Origin of the sequence: Neptuniibacter sp. UBA6509, assembly GCA_002435145.1 — a bacterium.
Lineage (GTDB): Bacteria > Pseudomonadota > Gammaproteobacteria > Pseudomonadales > Balneatricaceae > Neptuniibacter.
The window spans coordinates 12,361-29,149 of record DJLT01000042.1 but is presented as its reverse complement, the minus strand read 5'-3'; the positions used below and the strand labels follow the sequence as shown (position 1 = coordinate 29,149).

Annotated in this window: 19 protein-coding genes; 10 read left to right on the top strand and 9 right to left on the bottom strand. The window is 44.2% G+C overall.

All coding sequences use genetic code 11. The features are described 5' to 3' along the window. Window positions 1-45 precede the first annotated feature (45 nt). From dapB to grpE, 5 genes are all read right to left on the bottom strand, one after another. On the bottom strand, window positions 46-852 hold the full coding sequence (dapB, locus tag B4K11_RS05860) for a 4-hydroxy-tetrahydrodipicolinate reductase (protein ID WP_292950483.1): 807 nt from the start codon (window positions 850-852) through the stop codon (window positions 46-48). Between the two features lie 13 nt (window positions 853-865). Beyond that, window positions 866-1,669, bottom strand: coding sequence for a serine O-acetyltransferase (gene cysE, locus B4K11_RS05855; protein ID WP_292950484.1), 804 nt, complete (start codon window positions 1,667-1,669; stop codon window positions 866-868). A gap of 69 nt (window positions 1,670-1,738) precedes the next feature. Further along, window positions 1,739-2,872, bottom strand: a complete 1,134-nt coding sequence (gene dnaJ, locus B4K11_RS05850) for a molecular chaperone DnaJ (protein WP_292950485.1) — start codon at window positions 2,870-2,872, stop codon at window positions 1,739-1,741. Window positions 2,873-3,013: 141 nt separating this feature from the next. Beyond that, window positions 3,014-4,942 (bottom strand): molecular chaperone DnaK, encoded by a 1,929-nt coding sequence (gene dnaK, locus B4K11_RS05845; protein ID WP_292950486.1) that lies wholly within the window; start codon window positions 4,940-4,942, stop codon window positions 3,014-3,016. A gap of 164 nt (window positions 4,943-5,106) precedes the next feature. Continuing rightward, window positions 5,107-5,694, bottom strand: a complete 588-nt coding sequence (gene grpE, locus B4K11_RS05840; protein ID WP_292950487.1) for a nucleotide exchange factor GrpE — start codon at window positions 5,692-5,694, stop codon at window positions 5,107-5,109. A gap of 197 nt (window positions 5,695-5,891) precedes the next feature. Between grpE and recN the strand changes: the two genes are divergently transcribed. Next, window positions 5,892-7,553, top strand: coding sequence for a DNA repair protein RecN (gene recN, locus B4K11_RS05835; protein ID WP_292950488.1), 1,662 nt, complete (start codon window positions 5,892-5,894; stop codon window positions 7,551-7,553). A gap of 91 nt (window positions 7,554-7,644) precedes the next feature. Here the strand turns inward: recN and fur are convergent, their stop codons facing one another. Beyond that, window positions 7,645-8,070: a ferric iron uptake transcriptional regulator gene (fur, locus tag B4K11_RS05830; RefSeq protein WP_292950489.1), complete on the bottom strand. Its 426-nt coding sequence runs from the start codon at window positions 8,068-8,070 to the stop codon at window positions 7,645-7,647. Window positions 8,071-8,186: 116 nt separating this feature from the next. On the opposite strand from fur, the gene B4K11_RS05825 reads away from it, so the two are divergent. Further along, window positions 8,187-8,531, top strand: coding sequence for an outer membrane protein assembly factor BamE (locus B4K11_RS05825; protein ID WP_292950490.1), 345 nt, complete (start codon window positions 8,187-8,189; stop codon window positions 8,529-8,531). Between the two features lie 16 nt (window positions 8,532-8,547). On the opposite strand, the gene B4K11_RS05820 is transcribed toward B4K11_RS05825, so the two are convergent. Genes B4K11_RS05820 through B4K11_RS05810 form a run of 3 tightly spaced genes read right to left on the bottom strand, consistent with a single transcriptional unit; the run spans window position 8,548 to window position 10,666 of the window. Then, entirely contained in the window at window positions 8,548-8,844 is a 297-nt protein-coding gene (locus B4K11_RS05820) for an RnfH family protein (RefSeq protein WP_292950491.1), read from the bottom strand. A gap of 9 nt (window positions 8,845-8,853) precedes the next feature. Beyond that, complete coding sequence (locus B4K11_RS05815) at window positions 8,854-9,285, bottom strand: type II toxin-antitoxin system RatA family toxin (protein WP_292950492.1); 432 nt, start codon at window positions 9,283-9,285, stop codon at window positions 8,854-8,856. Between the two features lie 16 nt (window positions 9,286-9,301). Further along, the gene (locus B4K11_RS05810) at window positions 9,302-10,666 is read right to left on the bottom strand and encodes a sodium-dependent transporter (RefSeq protein WP_292950493.1); all 1,365 of its coding nucleotides are present in this window, start codon (window positions 10,664-10,666) and stop codon (window positions 9,302-9,304) included. 286 nt (window positions 10,667-10,952) lie between these two features. Here B4K11_RS05810 and smpB point away from each other — a divergent pair, with 286 nt between their 5' ends. The 8 genes from smpB (at window position 10,953) to B4K11_RS05770 (ending at window position 16,767) form a co-directional block, all read left to right on the top strand. Continuing rightward, window positions 10,953-11,426, top strand: a complete 474-nt coding sequence (gene smpB, locus B4K11_RS05805; RefSeq protein ID WP_292950494.1) for an SsrA-binding protein SmpB — start codon at window positions 10,953-10,955, stop codon at window positions 11,424-11,426. 331 nt (window positions 11,427-11,757) lie between these two features. Next, window positions 11,758-12,894 carry a hypothetical protein gene (locus B4K11_RS05800; RefSeq protein ID WP_292950495.1) on the top strand — a complete coding sequence of 379 codons (1,137 nt, stop codon included), beginning with the start codon at window positions 11,758-11,760 and terminating at the stop codon, window positions 12,892-12,894. Beyond that, window positions 12,891-13,421, top strand: a complete 531-nt coding sequence (locus B4K11_RS05795) for a hypothetical protein (protein ID WP_292950496.1) — start codon at window positions 12,891-12,893, stop codon at window positions 13,419-13,421. The genes B4K11_RS05800 and B4K11_RS05795 overlap by 4 nt, the downstream gene beginning before the upstream one ends. A gap of 129 nt (window positions 13,422-13,550) precedes the next feature. Next, on the top strand, window positions 13,551-14,189 hold the full coding sequence (locus B4K11_RS05790; RefSeq protein WP_292950497.1) for a hypothetical protein: 639 nt from the start codon (window positions 13,551-13,553) through the stop codon (window positions 14,187-14,189). Between the two features lie 14 nt (window positions 14,190-14,203). Further along, window positions 14,204-14,695 (top strand): hypothetical protein, encoded by a 492-nt coding sequence (locus tag B4K11_RS05785; protein WP_292950498.1) that lies wholly within the window; start codon window positions 14,204-14,206, stop codon window positions 14,693-14,695. Window positions 14,696-14,726: 31 nt separating this feature from the next. Next, window positions 14,727-15,299 carry a hypothetical protein gene (locus tag B4K11_RS05780; protein ID WP_292950499.1) on the top strand — a complete coding sequence of 191 codons (573 nt, stop codon included), beginning with the start codon at window positions 14,727-14,729 and terminating at the stop codon, window positions 15,297-15,299. A gap of 28 nt (window positions 15,300-15,327) precedes the next feature. Beyond that, window positions 15,328-15,885 carry a hypothetical protein gene (locus tag B4K11_RS05775; RefSeq protein ID WP_292950500.1) on the top strand — a complete coding sequence of 186 codons (558 nt, stop codon included), beginning with the start codon at window positions 15,328-15,330 and terminating at the stop codon, window positions 15,883-15,885. Between the two features lie 9 nt (window positions 15,886-15,894). Continuing rightward, window positions 15,895-16,767 carry a hypothetical protein gene (locus tag B4K11_RS05770; protein ID WP_292950501.1) on the top strand — a complete coding sequence of 291 codons (873 nt, stop codon included), beginning with the start codon at window positions 15,895-15,897 and terminating at the stop codon, window positions 16,765-16,767. Window positions 16,768-16,789 lie beyond the last annotated feature (22 nt).

The following is a 16,789-nucleotide window of genomic DNA, read 5'->3' as shown; positions in this document are numbered from 1 at the left end:
GCTATCAAAGCGGCTTTTTCAATGCACAACACTCACACTTAGATACTATTTAAGACCTAAGATATCCTGCATATCAAAGAGACCTGAATTCTTACCTTCAAGCCATTTGCATGCACGTACCGCACCTTTAGCAAAGGTTAAACGGTTACTTGCTTTGTGAGTAATTTCGATACGTTCGCCTTCAGTCGCAAAGAGAACCGTATGATCGCCAACAACATCCCCTGCACGGATAGTCTCAAAACCGATCTCTCCACGTGGGCGTGCACCGGTCATACCTTCACGACCGTATACTGCACACTCTTTCAGATCACGGCCTAACGTGTCTGCAACCACCTCACCCATACGTAAAGCTGTACCCGAAGGCGAATCAACTTTATGACGGTGATGCGCTTCGATCACTTCAATATCATAATCTTCATTACCTAACGCAGCAGCGGCCACTTCAAGTAACTTAAAGCATAAGTTCACACCTACACTCATATTCGGTGCAAATACGATTGCAGCCTTATCAGAACACTCTTGTAAAACCACTTTCTGCTCATCTGTTAAGCCAGTCGTACCGATAACGATCTGCTTAGCGTTTTCCGCACAGAAAGCCACGTTTTGTAGCGTTACTTCGGGTGTCGTAAAGTCGATAAGTACATCGAAATCATCTACAGCTTCAGCCAATGAACCTTTTAATGAAACGCCTAACTTACCAACACCGGCCATTTCACCTGCATCAGCACCAATAAGCGTGCTCGTAGATTCAACAATAGCTGCACCTAATTCAATACCTTCAGCCATTTGAATCGCTTCGATATTAGCTTTACCCATGCGGCCAGCGGCGCCGGTTACTGCTACTTTAATCATGCTTATTTATCCGTTAATTTTTATCATGCAGAATGTTTTGATCCATATCCAAAGCAGGCTTATCACACGAAGGATGACCTACCGCTCTGGCTGGAACGCCGACAACCGTTGTATGGCTTGGCACATCATCAAGTACCACACTACCCCCACCGATTTTAGCGCCGGAACCTATTTCAATGTTACCGAATATTTTTGCACCCGCAGCAATCATGACACCTTCACGAATTTTAGGGTGACGATCCCCACAGGCTTTGCCTGTTCCGCCCAGTGTTACTGACTGTAAGATCGATACATCATCTTCGATCACACTCGTTTCACCCACAACGATTCCCGTTGCATGGTCAAACATAACACCTTGGCCAATTTTAGCAGCAGGATGTATATCAACTTGTAGCACACTGCTCACGCGGCTTTGAATATAAAGCGCCATGCTCTTGCGCCCTTTGTTCCACATATAATGTGCAACACGATACGCTTGAATAGCATGAAAGCCTTTAAGGTAAAGCAGAACAATTGAATGTTTATCTATCGCAGGGTCTCGAGTACGCACCGCGGCAATATCAGCACAAACAGCAGCGATGATATCAGGCGCTTCGCGAAAGACCTCTTCGATTACAAGACGAAACGTGACAGCAGGAACTGCGTCGTCATAGAGTTTACGGCTTAATAAATAAGCCAAGGCTGAACAAAGGCTTTGGTGACCTAAAATATTAGCATGGTAGTAACCAGCCAATACGGGTTCATCAATAACTTCTTTCTCTGCTTCAGCAGTAATCTCATCCCAAAGCCAATTTGGGCATTCTGGATTCTGGCTCATGCCATCTCCATCGTCTGCCAATTAGGCGCTGGAGTATTCAACACACTCCAACGCACTAACTGATAATTTTTATGTCATGTCTTCAAAGAAACTCTTTACCGAATCAAAGAAGCCATGCTTTTTAGGGCTGTGCTTACGTGTACCTTGTTCCATCTCTTCTTGGAACTCACGTAACAACTCTTTCTGACGGCTGCTTAGTTTAACCGGTGTTTCCACAACAACTTTAACTAACAGGTCGCCGGTTGAGCCGCCGCGTACCGGTGCAACGCCTTTACCACGTAGACGGAACATTTTTCCGGTCTGTGTTTCAGACGGTACTTTCAACTTAACACGACCATCAAGTGTTGGTACTTCTAATTCACCACCTAATGCAGCATCTACAAAGCTAATCGGTACTTCACAGTACAGATGCTTACCATCACGCTCAAAGATTGGATGTTCTTTAACATGCACCTGCACATAAAGATCGCCGGCTGGACCACCATGCGTACCCGCTTCACCTTCACCTGCAAGACGGATACGATCACCTGTATCCACACCTGCTGGAATCTTCACAGAAAGGGTTTTGGTTTTCTCTTTACGTCCATGACCATGACAATCATTACAAGGGTCAGAGATAACCTTACCTTCACCATGACAGGTTGGACATGTTTGCTGTACAGAGAAGAAGCCCTGCTGCATGCGAACTTGTCCTTGGCCGCCACAGGTTCCACATACTTTTGCAGATGTCCCAGGTTTAGCACCTGAACCGTCACAAGTTTCACAACCAACTAAGGTTGGAACCTCGATATTTTTCTCTACGCCGCGAACCGCTTCTTCAAGAGACATCTCCATGTTGTAGCGCAAGTCTGCCCCACGCTGCACGGAACTACGACCGCCGCGACCACCGCCGCCACCAAAGATATCGCCAAAAACATCGCCGAAAATATCCGAGAAGTTACCATCATGACCACCGCCATGACCTCCACGCATATTGGGATCAACGCCCGCATGACCGTACTGATCATAGGCACCTTTTTTCTGTGCATCAGACAGAACTTCGTAGGCTTCATTCACCTCTTTGAACTTATCTTCTGCTTCTTTATCATCCGGATTACGGTCTGGATGATACTTCATCGCCATACGGCGAAAGGCTTTTTTAATATCCCGATCAGATGAGTCACGGGAAACACCTAATACTTCGTAAAAATCTCGTTTAGACATGGTCACAACACTTGTCACGGCTTAATGCCGGATATGACAACGCGGGCATAAAGCCCGCGGTGCCGAGTAATTCTACTTTCCGGCTTGAATAAAGCCGGAAAGCCTATGCTAATTCGCTGATCGAATTAATGAATAGATGACTTATTTTTTGTCGTCTTTCACTTCTTCAAATTCAGCATCTACAGCATCATCGTTACCGCCTGCTTGCTGTTCTTCGCCAGCAGCGCCTTGCTCTGCTTGCTGTGCAGCTTCTGCTTCAGCGTACATTTTCTGAGCAACGCCAGAGATCGCTTCAGTCAATGCAGTTGTTTTAGCTTCGATCGCGTCTTTATCATCCGCTTTCAAAACTTCTTCCAACTCAGCTGTAGCAGCTTCTACTGCCGCTTTCTCTTCAGCAGTCGCTTTATCGCCCGCTTCTTCCATTGTTTTCTTAGCGGAATGAACCATAGCATCGCCTTGGTTGCGCGCCTGAGTCAGCTCTTCAAACTTTTTATCTTCTTCAGCGTGAGCTTCAGCATCAGTAACCATCTGCTCGATCTCATCATCGCTCAAACCAGAAGATGACTTAATTACGATAGACTGCTGCTTACCTGTCGCTTTATCTTGAGCAGATACGTTCAAGATACCGTTGGCATCCAAATCGAAAGTAACTTCGATCTGAGGAACACCACGTGGAGCAGGTGGGATTTCAGCCAGATCAAAACGACCTAGAGATTTGTTCTGAGTCGCTTGCTTACGCTCACCCTGAACAACATGGATCGTTACTGCATTCTGGTTGTCATCAGCAGTAGAGAAGATCTGAGACTTCTTAGTAGGGATAGTCGTGTTCTTCTCAATAACCGGCGTAGAAACACCGCCCATTGTTTCGATACCTAGACTTAGAGGCGTTACGTCTAGTAGTAGAACGTCTTTAACGTCACCTGCTAGTACCGCACCCTGAATCGCAGCACCCATTGCTACTGCTTCATCTGGATTAACGTCTTTACGAGGCTCTTTACCGAAGAAAGCAGTTACTTTCTCCTGAACTAAAGGCATACGAGTCTGACCACCCACCAAAATCACTTCATCGATTTCAGAAAGGCTTAGATCAGAATCTTTAAGCGCTAGACGACATGGTTCAAGAGAGCGTTCAACTAGCTCTTCAACTAGAGACTCTAACTTAGCACGAGTGATCTTAACGTTAAGGTGTTTAGGACCTGAAGCGTCAGCTGTGATGTAAGGTAAGTTAACATCTGTCTGCTGTGCAGAAGATAGTTCAACTTTCGCTTTTTCAGCACCCTCTTTTAGACGCTGAAGCGCAAGAGGATCACTGTGTAGATCGATCCCTGTTTCTTTCTTAAATTCGTCTGCTAAGAACTCAATCAAACGTAGATCGAAATCTTCACCACCTAGGAATGTATCACCATTCGTAGATAGAACTTCAAACTGGTGTTCGCCATCAACTTCAGCGATTTCGATGATAGAGATATCGAATGTACCACCACCTAAGTCATAAACAGCGATTGTTTTATCGCCTTTAGACTTGTCCATGCCGTAAGCAAGGGCAGCAGCTGTTGGCTCGTTGATAATACGCTTAACTTCTAGGCCCGCAATTTTACCTGCATCTTTAGTTGCCTGACGCTGAGCATCGTTAAAGTAAGCAGGTACAGTAACAACTGCTTCAGTCACTGACTCACCTAAGTAATCTTCAGCTGTCTTCTTCATCTTTTTCAAGATTTCAGCAGAGATCTGAGGAGCTGCTAGCTTTTCATCTTTTACTTCAACCCAAGCATCGCCATTATCAGCTTCGATAATCTTATACGGCACCATTTTGATATCTTTCTGTACAACATCGTCTTTAAAACGACGACCAATCAGACGCTTGATAGCAAATAGAGTGTTCGTTGGGTTAGTAACCGCCTGACGTTTTGCTGGCTGGCCTACTAAAATTTCACCATCATCAACATAAGCGATGATGGAAGGGGTAGTACGATCACCCTCAGCGTTTTCAATTACTTTAGATGTGTCACCGTCTAATACAGAAACACAAGAGTTTGTGGTTCCTAGGTCGATACCGATGATTTTACCCATTTCTATTTGCTCCAATTCTTTCTGTCCTGCTATGGCGGACAGTGGTTCAATCTGTAAATAGCTATGTAAATAACTTAAGAAAATTGTTTAATAACTACGTTACTTACTATGCAATCTATATAAGTACGTTTTGTGCGGTTTCAAGGGCACAAAACGATTTTTTCTTAACCTTTAGCTACAACTACCATCGCTGGACGCACTAAACGGCCATGTAATGTGTAACCTTTTTGCATCACTGCAATCACGCTATTCGCTTCCGCATCTGGCGCCTCAACCATCGACATCGCTTGATGTAGTGCAGGATCAAATGCTGTACCAATAGGGTTAACTTGTTCCATGTTGAATTTTTGCAATCCAGACAGGAACATATTCATTGTCATCTCAACGCCTTCACGCATAGATTTAAGCGCTTCATCATCGCCAAAGGCTTCAATTGCACGCTCAAGGCTATCGACAATTGGAAGCATCTCATTGGCAAACTTCTCTACACCAAACTTATGCGCTTTTTCTACATCCTGCTCCGCACGGCGACGCACATTCTGGGCGTCAGCTTGGATACGTAGCATTTGGTCTTTCAATGACTCAACCTCAGCAACAGCAGTCGCCAATTCCTGAGCTAGCTTTGCCGCATCTGCTGGCTCTACTGACTCATTCGACTGCTCAGGGCTATCATTCACCACATCTTCTGCCTGAGTCTCTTCTACAGGCTGTGCTTGTTGCTCATCTACTGGGTTCTGTTGTTCATTTGCCATTGTTCATCTCCAGCCAGATCCAATATTGAATAATTGGAACGTCTAGGTGTTAATTTCATTTGCAGGATATATGGGGACAATCAGAAACCTTTCAATATGTTTCAGCAGTTTTTTTACCAAAAAACACGATAAATATTGCATCAACTGAAAAAAAGGCTTATACAGAAACTACTGTATAAAAACACATGTACTCTATTATGCTGAATCAACTAACTATTCGTGACTTTGCAATTGTTGAAAACCTTGATCTTGAACTCAATCAAGGGATGACTGTCGTTAGCGGTGAAACCGGAGCGGGCAAGTCGATTATGCTTGACGCTTTAGGTCTAACGCTCGGTAAACGCGCAGAAGGGGGCACCGTAAGACAAGGCGCTGAAAAAGCGGATATCTCCGCGAGCTTTAATATCAGTTCTATTCCTTCAGCCAATAAATGGCTAGAAGAAAACGATCTTGATAACGAAGGCGAGTGCATTCTGCGTCGCGTCATCACGAAAGAGGGCCGCTCACGCTGTTATATTAACGGCCGCCCCTCTCCTGCAAATACAGTCAAAGCATTGGGCGAACATTTAATAGCTATCCATGGGCAACATGAGCATCAGCGGCTTTTGAAAAAAGATCATCATCGCACACTGCTGGATGATTTTGCCGGCCTTAGCAAATTAGCAGAACAAACACGCTCGTCATTCTTCCTCTGGTCTAAGCTAAACGCTGAATACCTTCGCCTATCAGAACAAAGCGCGGAGCAAACGGCGCGAGTGCAACTACTCAGCTATCAAATAGAGGAGCTTGATCAACTCGCCTTAGAAGCGGATGAACTGGCTAAACTGGAAAATGAGCAAAAGACGCTCGCCAATGCCGGAGAAATTATTAGCACAGGCCACAGCTTTATTGGTATTGCTAGTGATGCTGAAGAGAGCAACTGTGTACAACAACTCAATCACTGCCAACAGTTACTTGCCAGTATTGCATCCACATCCCCCTCTGTGCGCCAAGCAGCTGAGATGATCGACTCTGCCCTAATTCAGGTAGAAGAAGCCAGCACCGAAATAAGACACTACCTTGATAGAGTTGAGATCAATCCGGAACGTCAACAACAAGTGGAAGATCGCTTAACGGCAATCTTTGATATTGCGCGCAAGCATCGCATCAAACCGGAAGAGATAACGGAATTTCATCAAAAATTGAGTGATGAACTATCAACACTCAGCCGCTCTGATGAAGAGTTAGAGCAGTTAGCCCTTGATGCTGAAGCAGCCCTCACCGATTATAAAAACTATGCCCACAAGCTGAGTGATAAACGAAAAAAAGCAGCCAACAAGCTCAGCAAACTTGTCGATCAACAATTACATAACTTAGGCATGCCATCGGCATCGATTTCCGTCGACCTGAGTCAACTCGACAAACCAAACGCCAATGGTTTTGAGGAAATCGAATTTCTCATCATCACCAACCAAGGCCAACCGGCAAAACCGCTCGGAAAAATAGCCTCCGGAGGAGAGCTGTCACGTATAAGCCTTGCTATACAAGTGATCACAGCACAAACCTCAACAACCCCCACACTTATCTTTGATGAAGTGGATGTAGGCATCGGCGGTGCGATTGCAGAAGTAGTCGGCAAGCTCTTACGCCAACTAGGTGACAACGCACAGATCCTTTGTGTGACCCACCAGCCGCAAGTCGCCTCACAAGGTCATCAGCATCTCTTTGTAAGCAAACGAAGCGATAAACAAAGCACACACACACAAATAGATAGGTTAAACAAAGAGAAGCGAGTTGAAGAGATTGCGCGCATGCTTGGCGGTATCGATATCACTGAACGCTCTATGGAACACGCTAGAGAGATGTTAGAGATTGCTTAGTTTTTATAGGAATATATAAAAAAGGGTTATTTCAGTTACTAAAAGACCAGCTTAAAGCTGGTCTTTTAGTATTCACCGAAGCTGAGAAGATTTATTTTTTATCTACAGCGTCTTTATGGACACCGTATAAATAAATCGTTTTATCTGTAACTTCAAAACCCATAGATTCTGCAATTTCATTCAACAAGGCATTTAGACGTGGATCATTAAATTCTTTTACGATGCCACTTTTAACACAAACAATGTGATCATGTTCTTCATCACGCGCCAATTCAAAAACTGAGTGACCACCTTCAAAATGGTGACGCGTCACAAGGCCTGCAGCCTCAAACTGAGTTAATACACGGTAAACAGTCGCCAGACCTACATCTTCACCTTTTTCCATCAGCAACTTGTAGATATCTTCAGCACTGAAATGATCGCCTTCGCCTGCACGTTCCAGAATTTGATAGATTTTCACACGAGGCAGGGTAACTTTAAGACCCGCTTTTCGTAGTTCCTGATTTTCAAGTGACATAATAATTCTCTAGGCTATGGGTGATTACAAGTATGCTATACAAGCTGAATTGCTTGTTCAAACGCGCACGAAACTTTATTATCCGCATTTACGCACAAATGTGGAAGCAAAATCAGATGCAAAAAATTCTTATTACCGCAGTTCTTACTTTAGCACTGTCTGGTTGTTCCGGTTTCCCCGGAGTATATAAAATTGATGTCCCGCAGGGAAATGTTGTTAACCAAGAGATGGTAGATCAACTGCGCCCAGGCATGACAGAGAGCCAAGTTCGCTTCATTATGGGCAGCCCGCTTATCACAGACACCTTCCACAAAGACCGTTGGGATTACCTTTACAGCAAGAAAAGCGGCTCTGAAGGTGACGGAAGTTACGTAAGAGAACGTATTTCTCTTTATTTTAAAGATGGAAAATTAAACGGACTTAACGGCGATTTCCGCCCAGGTGGAAACAAAGACCAATAAAAATCTAGCGCGCAGCTTATTCAGCCTCTTTCTTTGCTTTCATTTTGGCTGCGCGTTTTGCTCTTGCTTCTTTAGGGTCAGCAATAAGTGGTCTATAAATTTCCACTCTCTGCCCCTCACGCAACAAAGTTTCCTTAGGGTTTTTGAGCACTTTAGCCCAAACGCCCATTGGCGTAGTTTCTGGATCGATCTCTGGATAAAGCTCAACAATACCTGATTTGATCACCGCTTCATAAGCACTGCATTCGTCAGGAACATTAACTGAAATAATTTTTTGCTCTGTTGGCAAAGCGAAAGCAACTTCTACAAGCATTTTAACCTCTTAACCGTATATCTCATCCGCGCGCGAAACAAACGCATCAACAAGTGTTGTCGCCACTTGATTAAAGACTTTGCTCATCGCTAAGGATGTAATTTTACCTGAAAATTCGAAGTTCAAATTCAGATGCACTTTACAGGCTTCGTCACTGAGGGCTGTAAAATCCCAAGTCCCAGCTAACGTAGAGAAGGGGCCATCTTCAAGCTCAATTATCATTTGAGCCGGTCGGCGCAATTGGTTACGTGTTGTAAAACTGTATTTGATGCCCGCTTTAGACAAAAAAAGCGTTGCCACAAGTTCGTCCTCAGACTGGCTTAATAGCTCAGTCCGAGAACACCAAGGCAAAAACTCAGGATATCGTTCCACATCATTAATAAGATCAAACATCTGTTCTGCAGTGTGCAACACCAATGCACTGCGATCTACCTGAGCCATGCCTTTAAACCATCTCCTACTTCAACTTTTCAACCAAGTTGATAACAAAAATTGTTGCTACCGCTACCGGTGCAATAAAGCGCAACGCAATATACCACGCATTGAACAATAGAGGAGAAGACATTGCCAATTCATTTTCAGCCATTTTCCTCTTCATAAACCAGCCAGCAAAGATTGCTATAAACAAGCCGCCTAGCGGCAACATGACATTTGCAGTCATAAAGTCGAGGAAATCAAAGACGTTAAATCCAGCGATAGTCACATCAGACATAAAGTTAAATGAACCTAGTGCAGCAACACCTAACGCCCAAACAATCACACCCAATACGGTACACGCAGGAATACGATGCCAACCGAACTTCTCAACCAACCAAGCCGCAGCGGGCTCCATCAAAGAGATTGCTGAGGTCCAAGCAGCGATACCTACCAGTAAGAAGAAGACAAAACCAAAGATCTGCCCTCCCGGCATCTGACCAAAAGCAACCGGTAAAGTTACAAACATCAAACCAGGGCCAGCGCCAGGGTCCATGCCATTGGTAAACACAATTGGGAAAATAACTAAGCCCGCAATTAAGGCCACCAACGTATCCATGATAGCGATCCAAATAACAGAACCACCAATAGACGTTTTCTTAGGCATATAAGAACCATATGCCATGATTGCACCCATACCTAGCGACAAGGTAAAGAACGCATGGCCTAAGGCTTCAAGCACTGAATCCCATTTTAATTTAGACACATCAAAATGGAATAAAAAACTCCAGCCTTTAGCAAAACCTTCTGTCTGCATAGAGTAGCCAAGCATAACTAGAAGCAGAACAAACAAAGCCGGCATCAAGAATTTAACTGCATTCTCTAAGCCTTTTTTAACACCACCGACAATAACCAGCATGACCATCACAACAAAGATCGAATGCCAGATAAGCAGCGTTTGTGTATCGGCCAGCAATCCATTAAATACATTACCTGCGTCTTCACTGCCAATAGCAATGAAATCTCCAACCCCCATACCCGCAATGTAATACAACACCCAACCGGCCACGACAGAGTAGAAAGAGAAAATCATAAAGCCAGCCAGTACACCCATCCAGCCGACAAATGACCATTTTCCTGAATGACCGGATTCTCTAGCCACATCTTTCATCGCATTAATCGGGCTTTGACGCCCACGACGGCCAATGAGAACCTCGGCCATCATGATAGGAACACCTACTAACAAAATGCAGAATAAATAAACTAATACAAAGGCGCCCCCGCCATTTTCACCGGTAATATATGGAAACTTCCAAATATTACCTAAGCCAACAGCTGATCCCGTCGCGGCCAAGATAAAGATCCAACGAGATGCCCAAGCACCGTGGATAGACTTTTTTTCCTGCATAATACAAAAGCTCTCTAATTATTATAGGGGTCTAGAAAAGCGGAATTCTTTCATTTTTTTAGCCTAAAGTACAATAGATTGAAGCCTGATCAGTTGCATTAGAAGAGACTTAAATAAATCTAATTTTTTAAACAAAAAAACAAATTATTCTTTAATATATAGAACAGTAATACACATTCTGCATTACTACTTTATCAACAATGACTTACGCTCTTGTTAATAAATAAATCCGCGCGCATACAGAAGCGCTTTCCTTGTTATCTACAGCACTATATAATCGCTCGCCATGGCCAAAAAGAAAAAAGCCCCATCAGGCAACTCCATCTGTCAGAACAAAAAAGCACGTCACGAATTCCTTATTGAGGACAAATTCGAGGCGGGATTAGTCCTGTCTGGGTGGGAAGTAAAAAGCCTACGCGAAGGCAGAGCACAACTCGTCGACTCCTATGTAATCATCCATAAAGGTGAAGCATGGCTCGTAGGTGCGCATTTTACCCCGCTAAAAACGGCCTGCACTCACGTTGTTGCCGATCCCACAAGGCAGCGCAAGCTACTCTTGAATCACAAAGAACTCGTTAAAATTATCAGCGCCACGAATGCAAAAGGCCTAACCTGTGTCGCTCTTTCCCTTTACTGGAAAGGTAATCGCATCAAGTGCGAGATAGCATTAGCGAAAGGTAAAAAACAGCATGACAAGCGTGCTGCCGATAAAGACAAAGACTGGGCACGTCAGAAGCAAAGAGTTCTTGCAGCCAAATAATATTAGCTTCAATAGCTAAAACTCTGTCCGATCAAATCATTCTCACTGAGAATATTTAAAAGCGACATGTCACAAGCTTTGCATTTTTTTCATACTGATTCCGATTCCTCTGAATTTTTTTCACCTTATAGCCTGTTCAAAAAGCGCACAATCCACTTTCTAAATCAAAAACTTACCCAATTTATAATCAAAACCCTTCTAACTCCCGCCAAGCAAATCATAAACAAGCGTTTTAAATAGATGTTTACCTTCCTTGATTTTCAACTTATCGAGTGCAATAGTTAAATCCACTAGCCGATAGGACGGTTAATGAGTATTCAGGGAGAATGCTGTGCAAACACAGGGATTTCAAATACAGGTGAATGGTATCGGTGATGCCAATGCACTTACCATCAGCCAGGCTCACCAGCACTTTGGTTTATCTAAGCAAGAGTGCATAGAGCGCATTCTAACCTCTCCTTCCATTTTACAGTCCAACCTGACTCACGAACGTGCACTTCAGCTAAAAGATGCACTCTCTAGCTTTAAACTTCCCTGCGAAATCATTGATAACAATGCCACGATAAACTCTCATCAAGCGCGTTACGAAATCGCAGCTCACATTACTAAATTTGACCATATCGCTGAGTTTGCTGCAGAACTCGCTGCATTTACAGGCCAAACCGGCGAGGAGATTGTTCACAGTCTCACGCAAGTACCTGCGATACTTTTAGGGCAGTTATCTAAAACGGTGGCACAAGATTTAATTAAACGCTTTTCAAAGCCAGGGATTGAACTCATCGCATCACCCTCAGGCTCTGCACGCTACTCGGTACTGGCTTATATGCCCAGTTACAATGAGGCCACCAAAAGTCAGTACATAAGTTTTGGCCTAAACCCCATTGATAACTCAAGAGAATGCCTACAATGGTCAGCTGATGATATTACCTACACAGAGGCGCATTCTATCTGGCAAAAAGCAAGTGAGTTTCATCTGCCGGTACATATCCAGAATCATGATTACTACCGCTTTAACCTCAAATTAGAAAGCGCACCGATAAAAGAGAAAACGGATAGTTTTTCTCACTGGCTAACTCGCAACTTTTCTATCCCAGAAAAAATACATGCCAAGCTACTAAATTCACTGCCCATTATTTTAGAGCGTTCCCTCCCCACTGAGAGAGCTCAAGAATATTTACTGGAGATGCATGAATTTGGAGCTACAGGAAGCGCGGCCTCGGTCTCAGGTGATAAGTACAATATTGAGTTCAGCGAAATTGATTCAACTAAGTCACTGCCCCTGAGTAACTTAATCAACAGCATAATGGGGCGCGCAATCGCGCTGCCAAATGTGAGTAAAAACACGCTGCTAGTACCTCTCTACGCTAATACTCACCAAGCACTGTGGATTATTCACGAAACAAAAAAAGCGGGCCTGAGCGCTCGCCTGATACAAATTCATGAGAACAAAAGGAACTGGACATCATGAGCTCTCAACCTAACCGTTTTGCTTATTTGTTGGATCAAGTGGCATCACTATTAAAAAGGCAACAATACGATACCGCCTTAGAAACATTACACGTTCTTAGTCAGGCCGCCATGCAACAAAATCTACAGCTGATTCTACAACGCTATTTAGCTGAGCTAAGTATGGAATGCTTAGAACTCTGCGGCCAGCTGAAAACGGCTCTAGATATTTGCGAACATAGCATCCAACAATATCAGCTACAGTCAGAACCATTATCGACTGACGCTCAAAAAGATCTAATCACACTCGAATTGCGCAAACTCTGCCTGCTCATAAAGCTTGACCGACGTAATGAAGCAAGTATTCAAAGTAAGCACATACTGACACTGTGTTCATTAAAGCAGCAAATCTCTTTACAGCCGGTCATTACACGTTTAAACCGCTTTAGTAGTGCATCACATATCCACCTCACAAAAGAACAAAAACACATCGGCCTGTTTCACCTATCTGAAAAATTGATCAACGAAGGGGCTGAAGCCTTTAGCTAAAAAAAGCTCTGAACATTGCTGTAGAAAGGATTTCTATCACTGCTAATAAGCAGTTGAAAATGCAATTGACCTGTTAAAAAAGGTCTGCCGTTTTGCACCTTCACCTGTGTAAATGGAATAAAGGAGAGAATGATGAATTTTGATAATCAAGTCGCCGGAATGACTCCTGGGCAAGCACTTATGGACGTGCCGATCCCAAAACTTATCGAAAATACAGCAAAAGCCATCGCCTCCGCACAATATGAACTCGATGCGACATCGGTTAAAGCCGCGACTTTACTGAGCGAAACTCAAGTTACGTTTAACGACGCAGAAGGCATACCCCGCGATCGAAGCCTTTTAGAACTCGGTTTTATCCCTCAGTTTTACCATTTCACTGAAACTGAGATGGAATTTAAGGTCACGATATCTGTACGCGTTGAATCCGGCATTGATATTGGAGGAGAAGCCGAAGCAGGGACGACAGCCAGCTCTGGCTTCCCTGTCGCCTTTGCAGGCTCTATATCCTTTGATCTCCACCATAAATACGAATTTGATATGGAAGCCGTCTCACGCATAAAAACAACGATGCGCTCAGTCCCACCACCGCAAGCGTTTCTAGACGCGATAAAAACCCATGCCGCTTCAGGAGGCGGATCGATCACGTCAGATCCTGCACCCTTGATGAGTGACTCAAATAAGCCCCCTGCTGACCCTGTCGTTGATAATAACTCCCCTGTGGATAACGACACGCCAACAGACGATGGCGATACAGACACAGACGGCTAATTCGGGGATATACCATGTCACATAATAAAGTGATGGCAAGCTTAGAGCAGTCCCCACTACCCAGTCTGCTTAATCAATTAGGTAGTGCGATTGCATCTGCGCAACGAGAGCTCGATATAAACTCAATCAATATGGCGATGCAACTGGGTGATGCTGAGGGGCACGGTGTTGATGTAGGCGAAGGGGAAAAACAGTCTCTTATCAGCTTAGGGTTTGCGCCTGTTTTCTACCATTTTAGCGAAGCGACCATTGATATAAAGGTTTCACTTTCTACCTCAACCAGCACTGAATCTAAATTTGGAACCTCCGTCATGGCTGGGGGCACCGCCTACTTTGTCATGTTTGCAGCAACAGTAAGTGCTTCATTCAGCAGTAAATACAGTTTTTCATCTGAAGCCAGCAGCTCAATTAAAGCACGCATCGCTTCCATTCCACCCCCCAATGCATTTCAAAACTGGCTAGCCAGCCGAGAGGCAACTAAACCAAAAAACACTGATACGCCCTAATAACAATCATTTAAATTTACAGGAGTAGACCATGTCGAATATAGGACGCGACTTATTAAATGTCCCCATGGGAGAGATGATCAGAGAGATGGCATTTGCCATCGCTGACGCTCAATACGAATTGGATCAAGCCAGTGTTCATGTTGCTCAGATGATGGGCGGCCGAATGCCTATTTTGGATGACGCTGGCAATATAACCGGCACAGAAGACACACGTGTATTCTTCGGTAAAGATGAGGATGGAAATTCTCAAAAGCTGAGTATGATGGAGCTCGGTTTTTCACCCACCTTTTATCAATTCACGAACAACATTATTGAAGTAAAAATTGCTATCAAGATGTCACGTGAAATCGAACGCACTAAAACAACCAACACCACCAAAGATCTGACTAGAAGAAAAGGTGGCGTTTTTGGTGCGATATTTGGCGGCAGAACAAAAATCGGCACCACCACCGTCGATGCAACCTACTCCAGCAAATATAACTACAGCGCAGAAGGCGCAAGTTTATTACGTTGCAATTTAGTCCCAATCCCCGCCCCTGCAACCTTTGAAGAACGCGTTCGTGCAATGATTGAAAATGAAAATCCATCTGACGATACCTAACTTCAAATTAACGCAGGAGTACTAAGCTATGCCTCGTGTAAATATTGGACGTGAACTCAGTGATGTACCTTTTGGTGAAATGATCACCGGTATGGGATTAGCCATCGCCGAAGCTCAATACGCAATGGATGAAAGTGGTCTTCGTCTCGCTCAGATGATGAGCGGTGAGTATGAAGTCACTGAAATAGACCCAATCACTGGACAGACCAGCGTCACAACAAAAGAATCTATGGTCCATTTCGATGGCCAAAAAATGTCGCTAATTGAATTAGGCTTTACCCCTACCTTCTATCAATTTACCGACACAACCATCGAGATAAAGATCTCCATCAGCTTCACCGAGCAATCTGAATTTGAGCGCAAACGCTCAAGCAAATCAGTGAGCGGAACCGCTTTCGGCTTCATTATCGGTGGCCACGCAAAAGTACGGACCACTTCCGTCAGTGCTCGCTATGCCAATAAGTTTAACTATTCGGCTGAAGGCTCAAGCTTGATGCGAAGTCGCATCTTACCTACTCCGCCTCCGGCAGTACTAGAAGAGCGTATTCGCGCCATTGTTGAACGCAATCAACCTGATCCAAATTAAAGGTCGGACATGAGTGAGTATTTAGACTGGAGCGATCTACTTGAAGACGATGAAACGGGCGAAGCATCTGTTTCGCCTGCATTCCCTGAGCAAAAGGATGAAAAGACCTTAGCGGATCTGCTTCAAATGGATCAGATATCCGACGAGCTCAAAGAACTGATCACTCAACATCAGACTCTTGAGCAAGAGATGGATCAACTGCTTGGGCGCTCCGAGCCTGAAGAAAAAAACTGGGACAGCATTCGCTTTCCAATGCCCGTACACACGGCAGAGTCACGTTTAAGAGATCGAAAAAACCTGCATGCGGAACATCTTCTCGCTGAGAAGAAAAAGAAGCACTTGGAGAGCATCAAGCTGCAACGAAAAAATGAAGAAAAACAGTTACACCAAGCCAAAGAACTGAAGAAGCGCAGACTACTTTTAGAAAAAGCGGAACTACACAAAAAACAAAAACGCCAAATCCTACTCGATGAATTAAAGCGTTTAAGGCTCTGTGAACGTCAAATAGCCAAACGAAGTCACGAGCAAAAGCTCATGGAGGAGCAACTGCAAAGAGAGCGATACAAGAAAATTGCTCGTCAAAGAGAACTAGCAGAATTGGAAAGATTAAAAGCTCAAAAAGAGCTCGCTCTTAAAACTGCCCTACTCAAGAAAAAGGAGCAGTCAGACTATTTAGAGCGAGATGCCATTAAAAAAGAGCAGCAACACAAACAGAGATCAGTTTTAGATGAGTTAGCAGCCAGACAACAGCAGACTCAAGCACGCATCCTACAGAAACAGAAAGAAGCACGCTCTTTCGAACTACAAGAACAAAAACGACAAGCGCGCGCATTACAACGACAGATTGAAAGACGTAATGAGCAAGCACTGTGGGGGCTCTAGCCTCAGATGATTAATGTGGAGT

Excerpts from the sequence above, each read along its gene's own strand:
- dapB (WP_292950483.1), bottom strand. The coding sequence starts at position 852 with ATGATTAAAGTAGCAGTAACCGGCGCCGCTGGCCGCATGGGTAAAGCT.
- cysE (WP_292950484.1), bottom strand. The coding sequence starts at position 1,669 with ATGAGCCAGAATCCAGAATGCCCAAATTGGCTTTGGGATGAGATTACT.
- dnaJ (WP_292950485.1), bottom strand. The coding sequence starts at position 2,872 with ATGTCTAAACGAGATTTTTACGAAGTATTAGGTGTTTCCCGTGACTCA.
- dnaK (WP_292950486.1), bottom strand. The coding sequence starts at position 4,942 with ATGGGTAAAATCATCGGTATCGACCTAGGAACCACAAACTCTTGTGTT.
- grpE (WP_292950487.1), bottom strand. The coding sequence starts at position 5,694 with ATGGCAAATGAACAACAGAACCCAGTAGATGAGCAACAAGCACAGCCT.
- recN (WP_292950488.1), top strand. The coding sequence starts at position 5,892 with ATGCTGAATCAACTAACTATTCGTGACTTTGCAATTGTTGAAAACCTT.
- fur (WP_292950489.1), bottom strand. The coding sequence starts at position 8,070 with ATGTCACTTGAAAATCAGGAACTACGAAAAGCGGGTCTTAAAGTTACC.
- B4K11_RS05825 (WP_292950490.1), top strand. The coding sequence starts at position 8,187 with ATGCAAAAAATTCTTATTACCGCAGTTCTTACTTTAGCACTGTCTGGT.
- B4K11_RS05820 (WP_292950491.1), bottom strand. The coding sequence starts at position 8,844 with ATGCTTGTAGAAGTTGCTTTCGCTTTGCCAACAGAGCAAAAAATTATT.
- B4K11_RS05815 (WP_292950492.1), bottom strand. The coding sequence starts at position 9,285 with ATGGCTCAGGTAGATCGCAGTGCATTGGTGTTGCACACTGCAGAACAG.
- B4K11_RS05810 (WP_292950493.1), bottom strand. The coding sequence starts at position 10,666 with ATGCAGGAAAAAAAGTCTATCCACGGTGCTTGGGCATCTCGTTGGATC.
- smpB (WP_292950494.1), top strand. The coding sequence starts at position 10,953 with ATGGCCAAAAAGAAAAAAGCCCCATCAGGCAACTCCATCTGTCAGAAC.
- B4K11_RS05795 (WP_292950496.1), top strand. The coding sequence starts at position 12,891 with ATGAGCTCTCAACCTAACCGTTTTGCTTATTTGTTGGATCAAGTGGCA.
- B4K11_RS05790 (WP_292950497.1), top strand. The coding sequence starts at position 13,551 with ATGATGAATTTTGATAATCAAGTCGCCGGAATGACTCCTGGGCAAGCA.
- B4K11_RS05785 (WP_292950498.1), top strand. The coding sequence starts at position 14,204 with ATGTCACATAATAAAGTGATGGCAAGCTTAGAGCAGTCCCCACTACCC.
- B4K11_RS05780 (WP_292950499.1), top strand. The coding sequence starts at position 14,727 with ATGTCGAATATAGGACGCGACTTATTAAATGTCCCCATGGGAGAGATG.
- B4K11_RS05775 (WP_292950500.1), top strand. The coding sequence starts at position 15,328 with ATGCCTCGTGTAAATATTGGACGTGAACTCAGTGATGTACCTTTTGGT.
- B4K11_RS05770 (WP_292950501.1), top strand. The coding sequence starts at position 15,895 with ATGAGTGAGTATTTAGACTGGAGCGATCTACTTGAAGACGATGAAACG.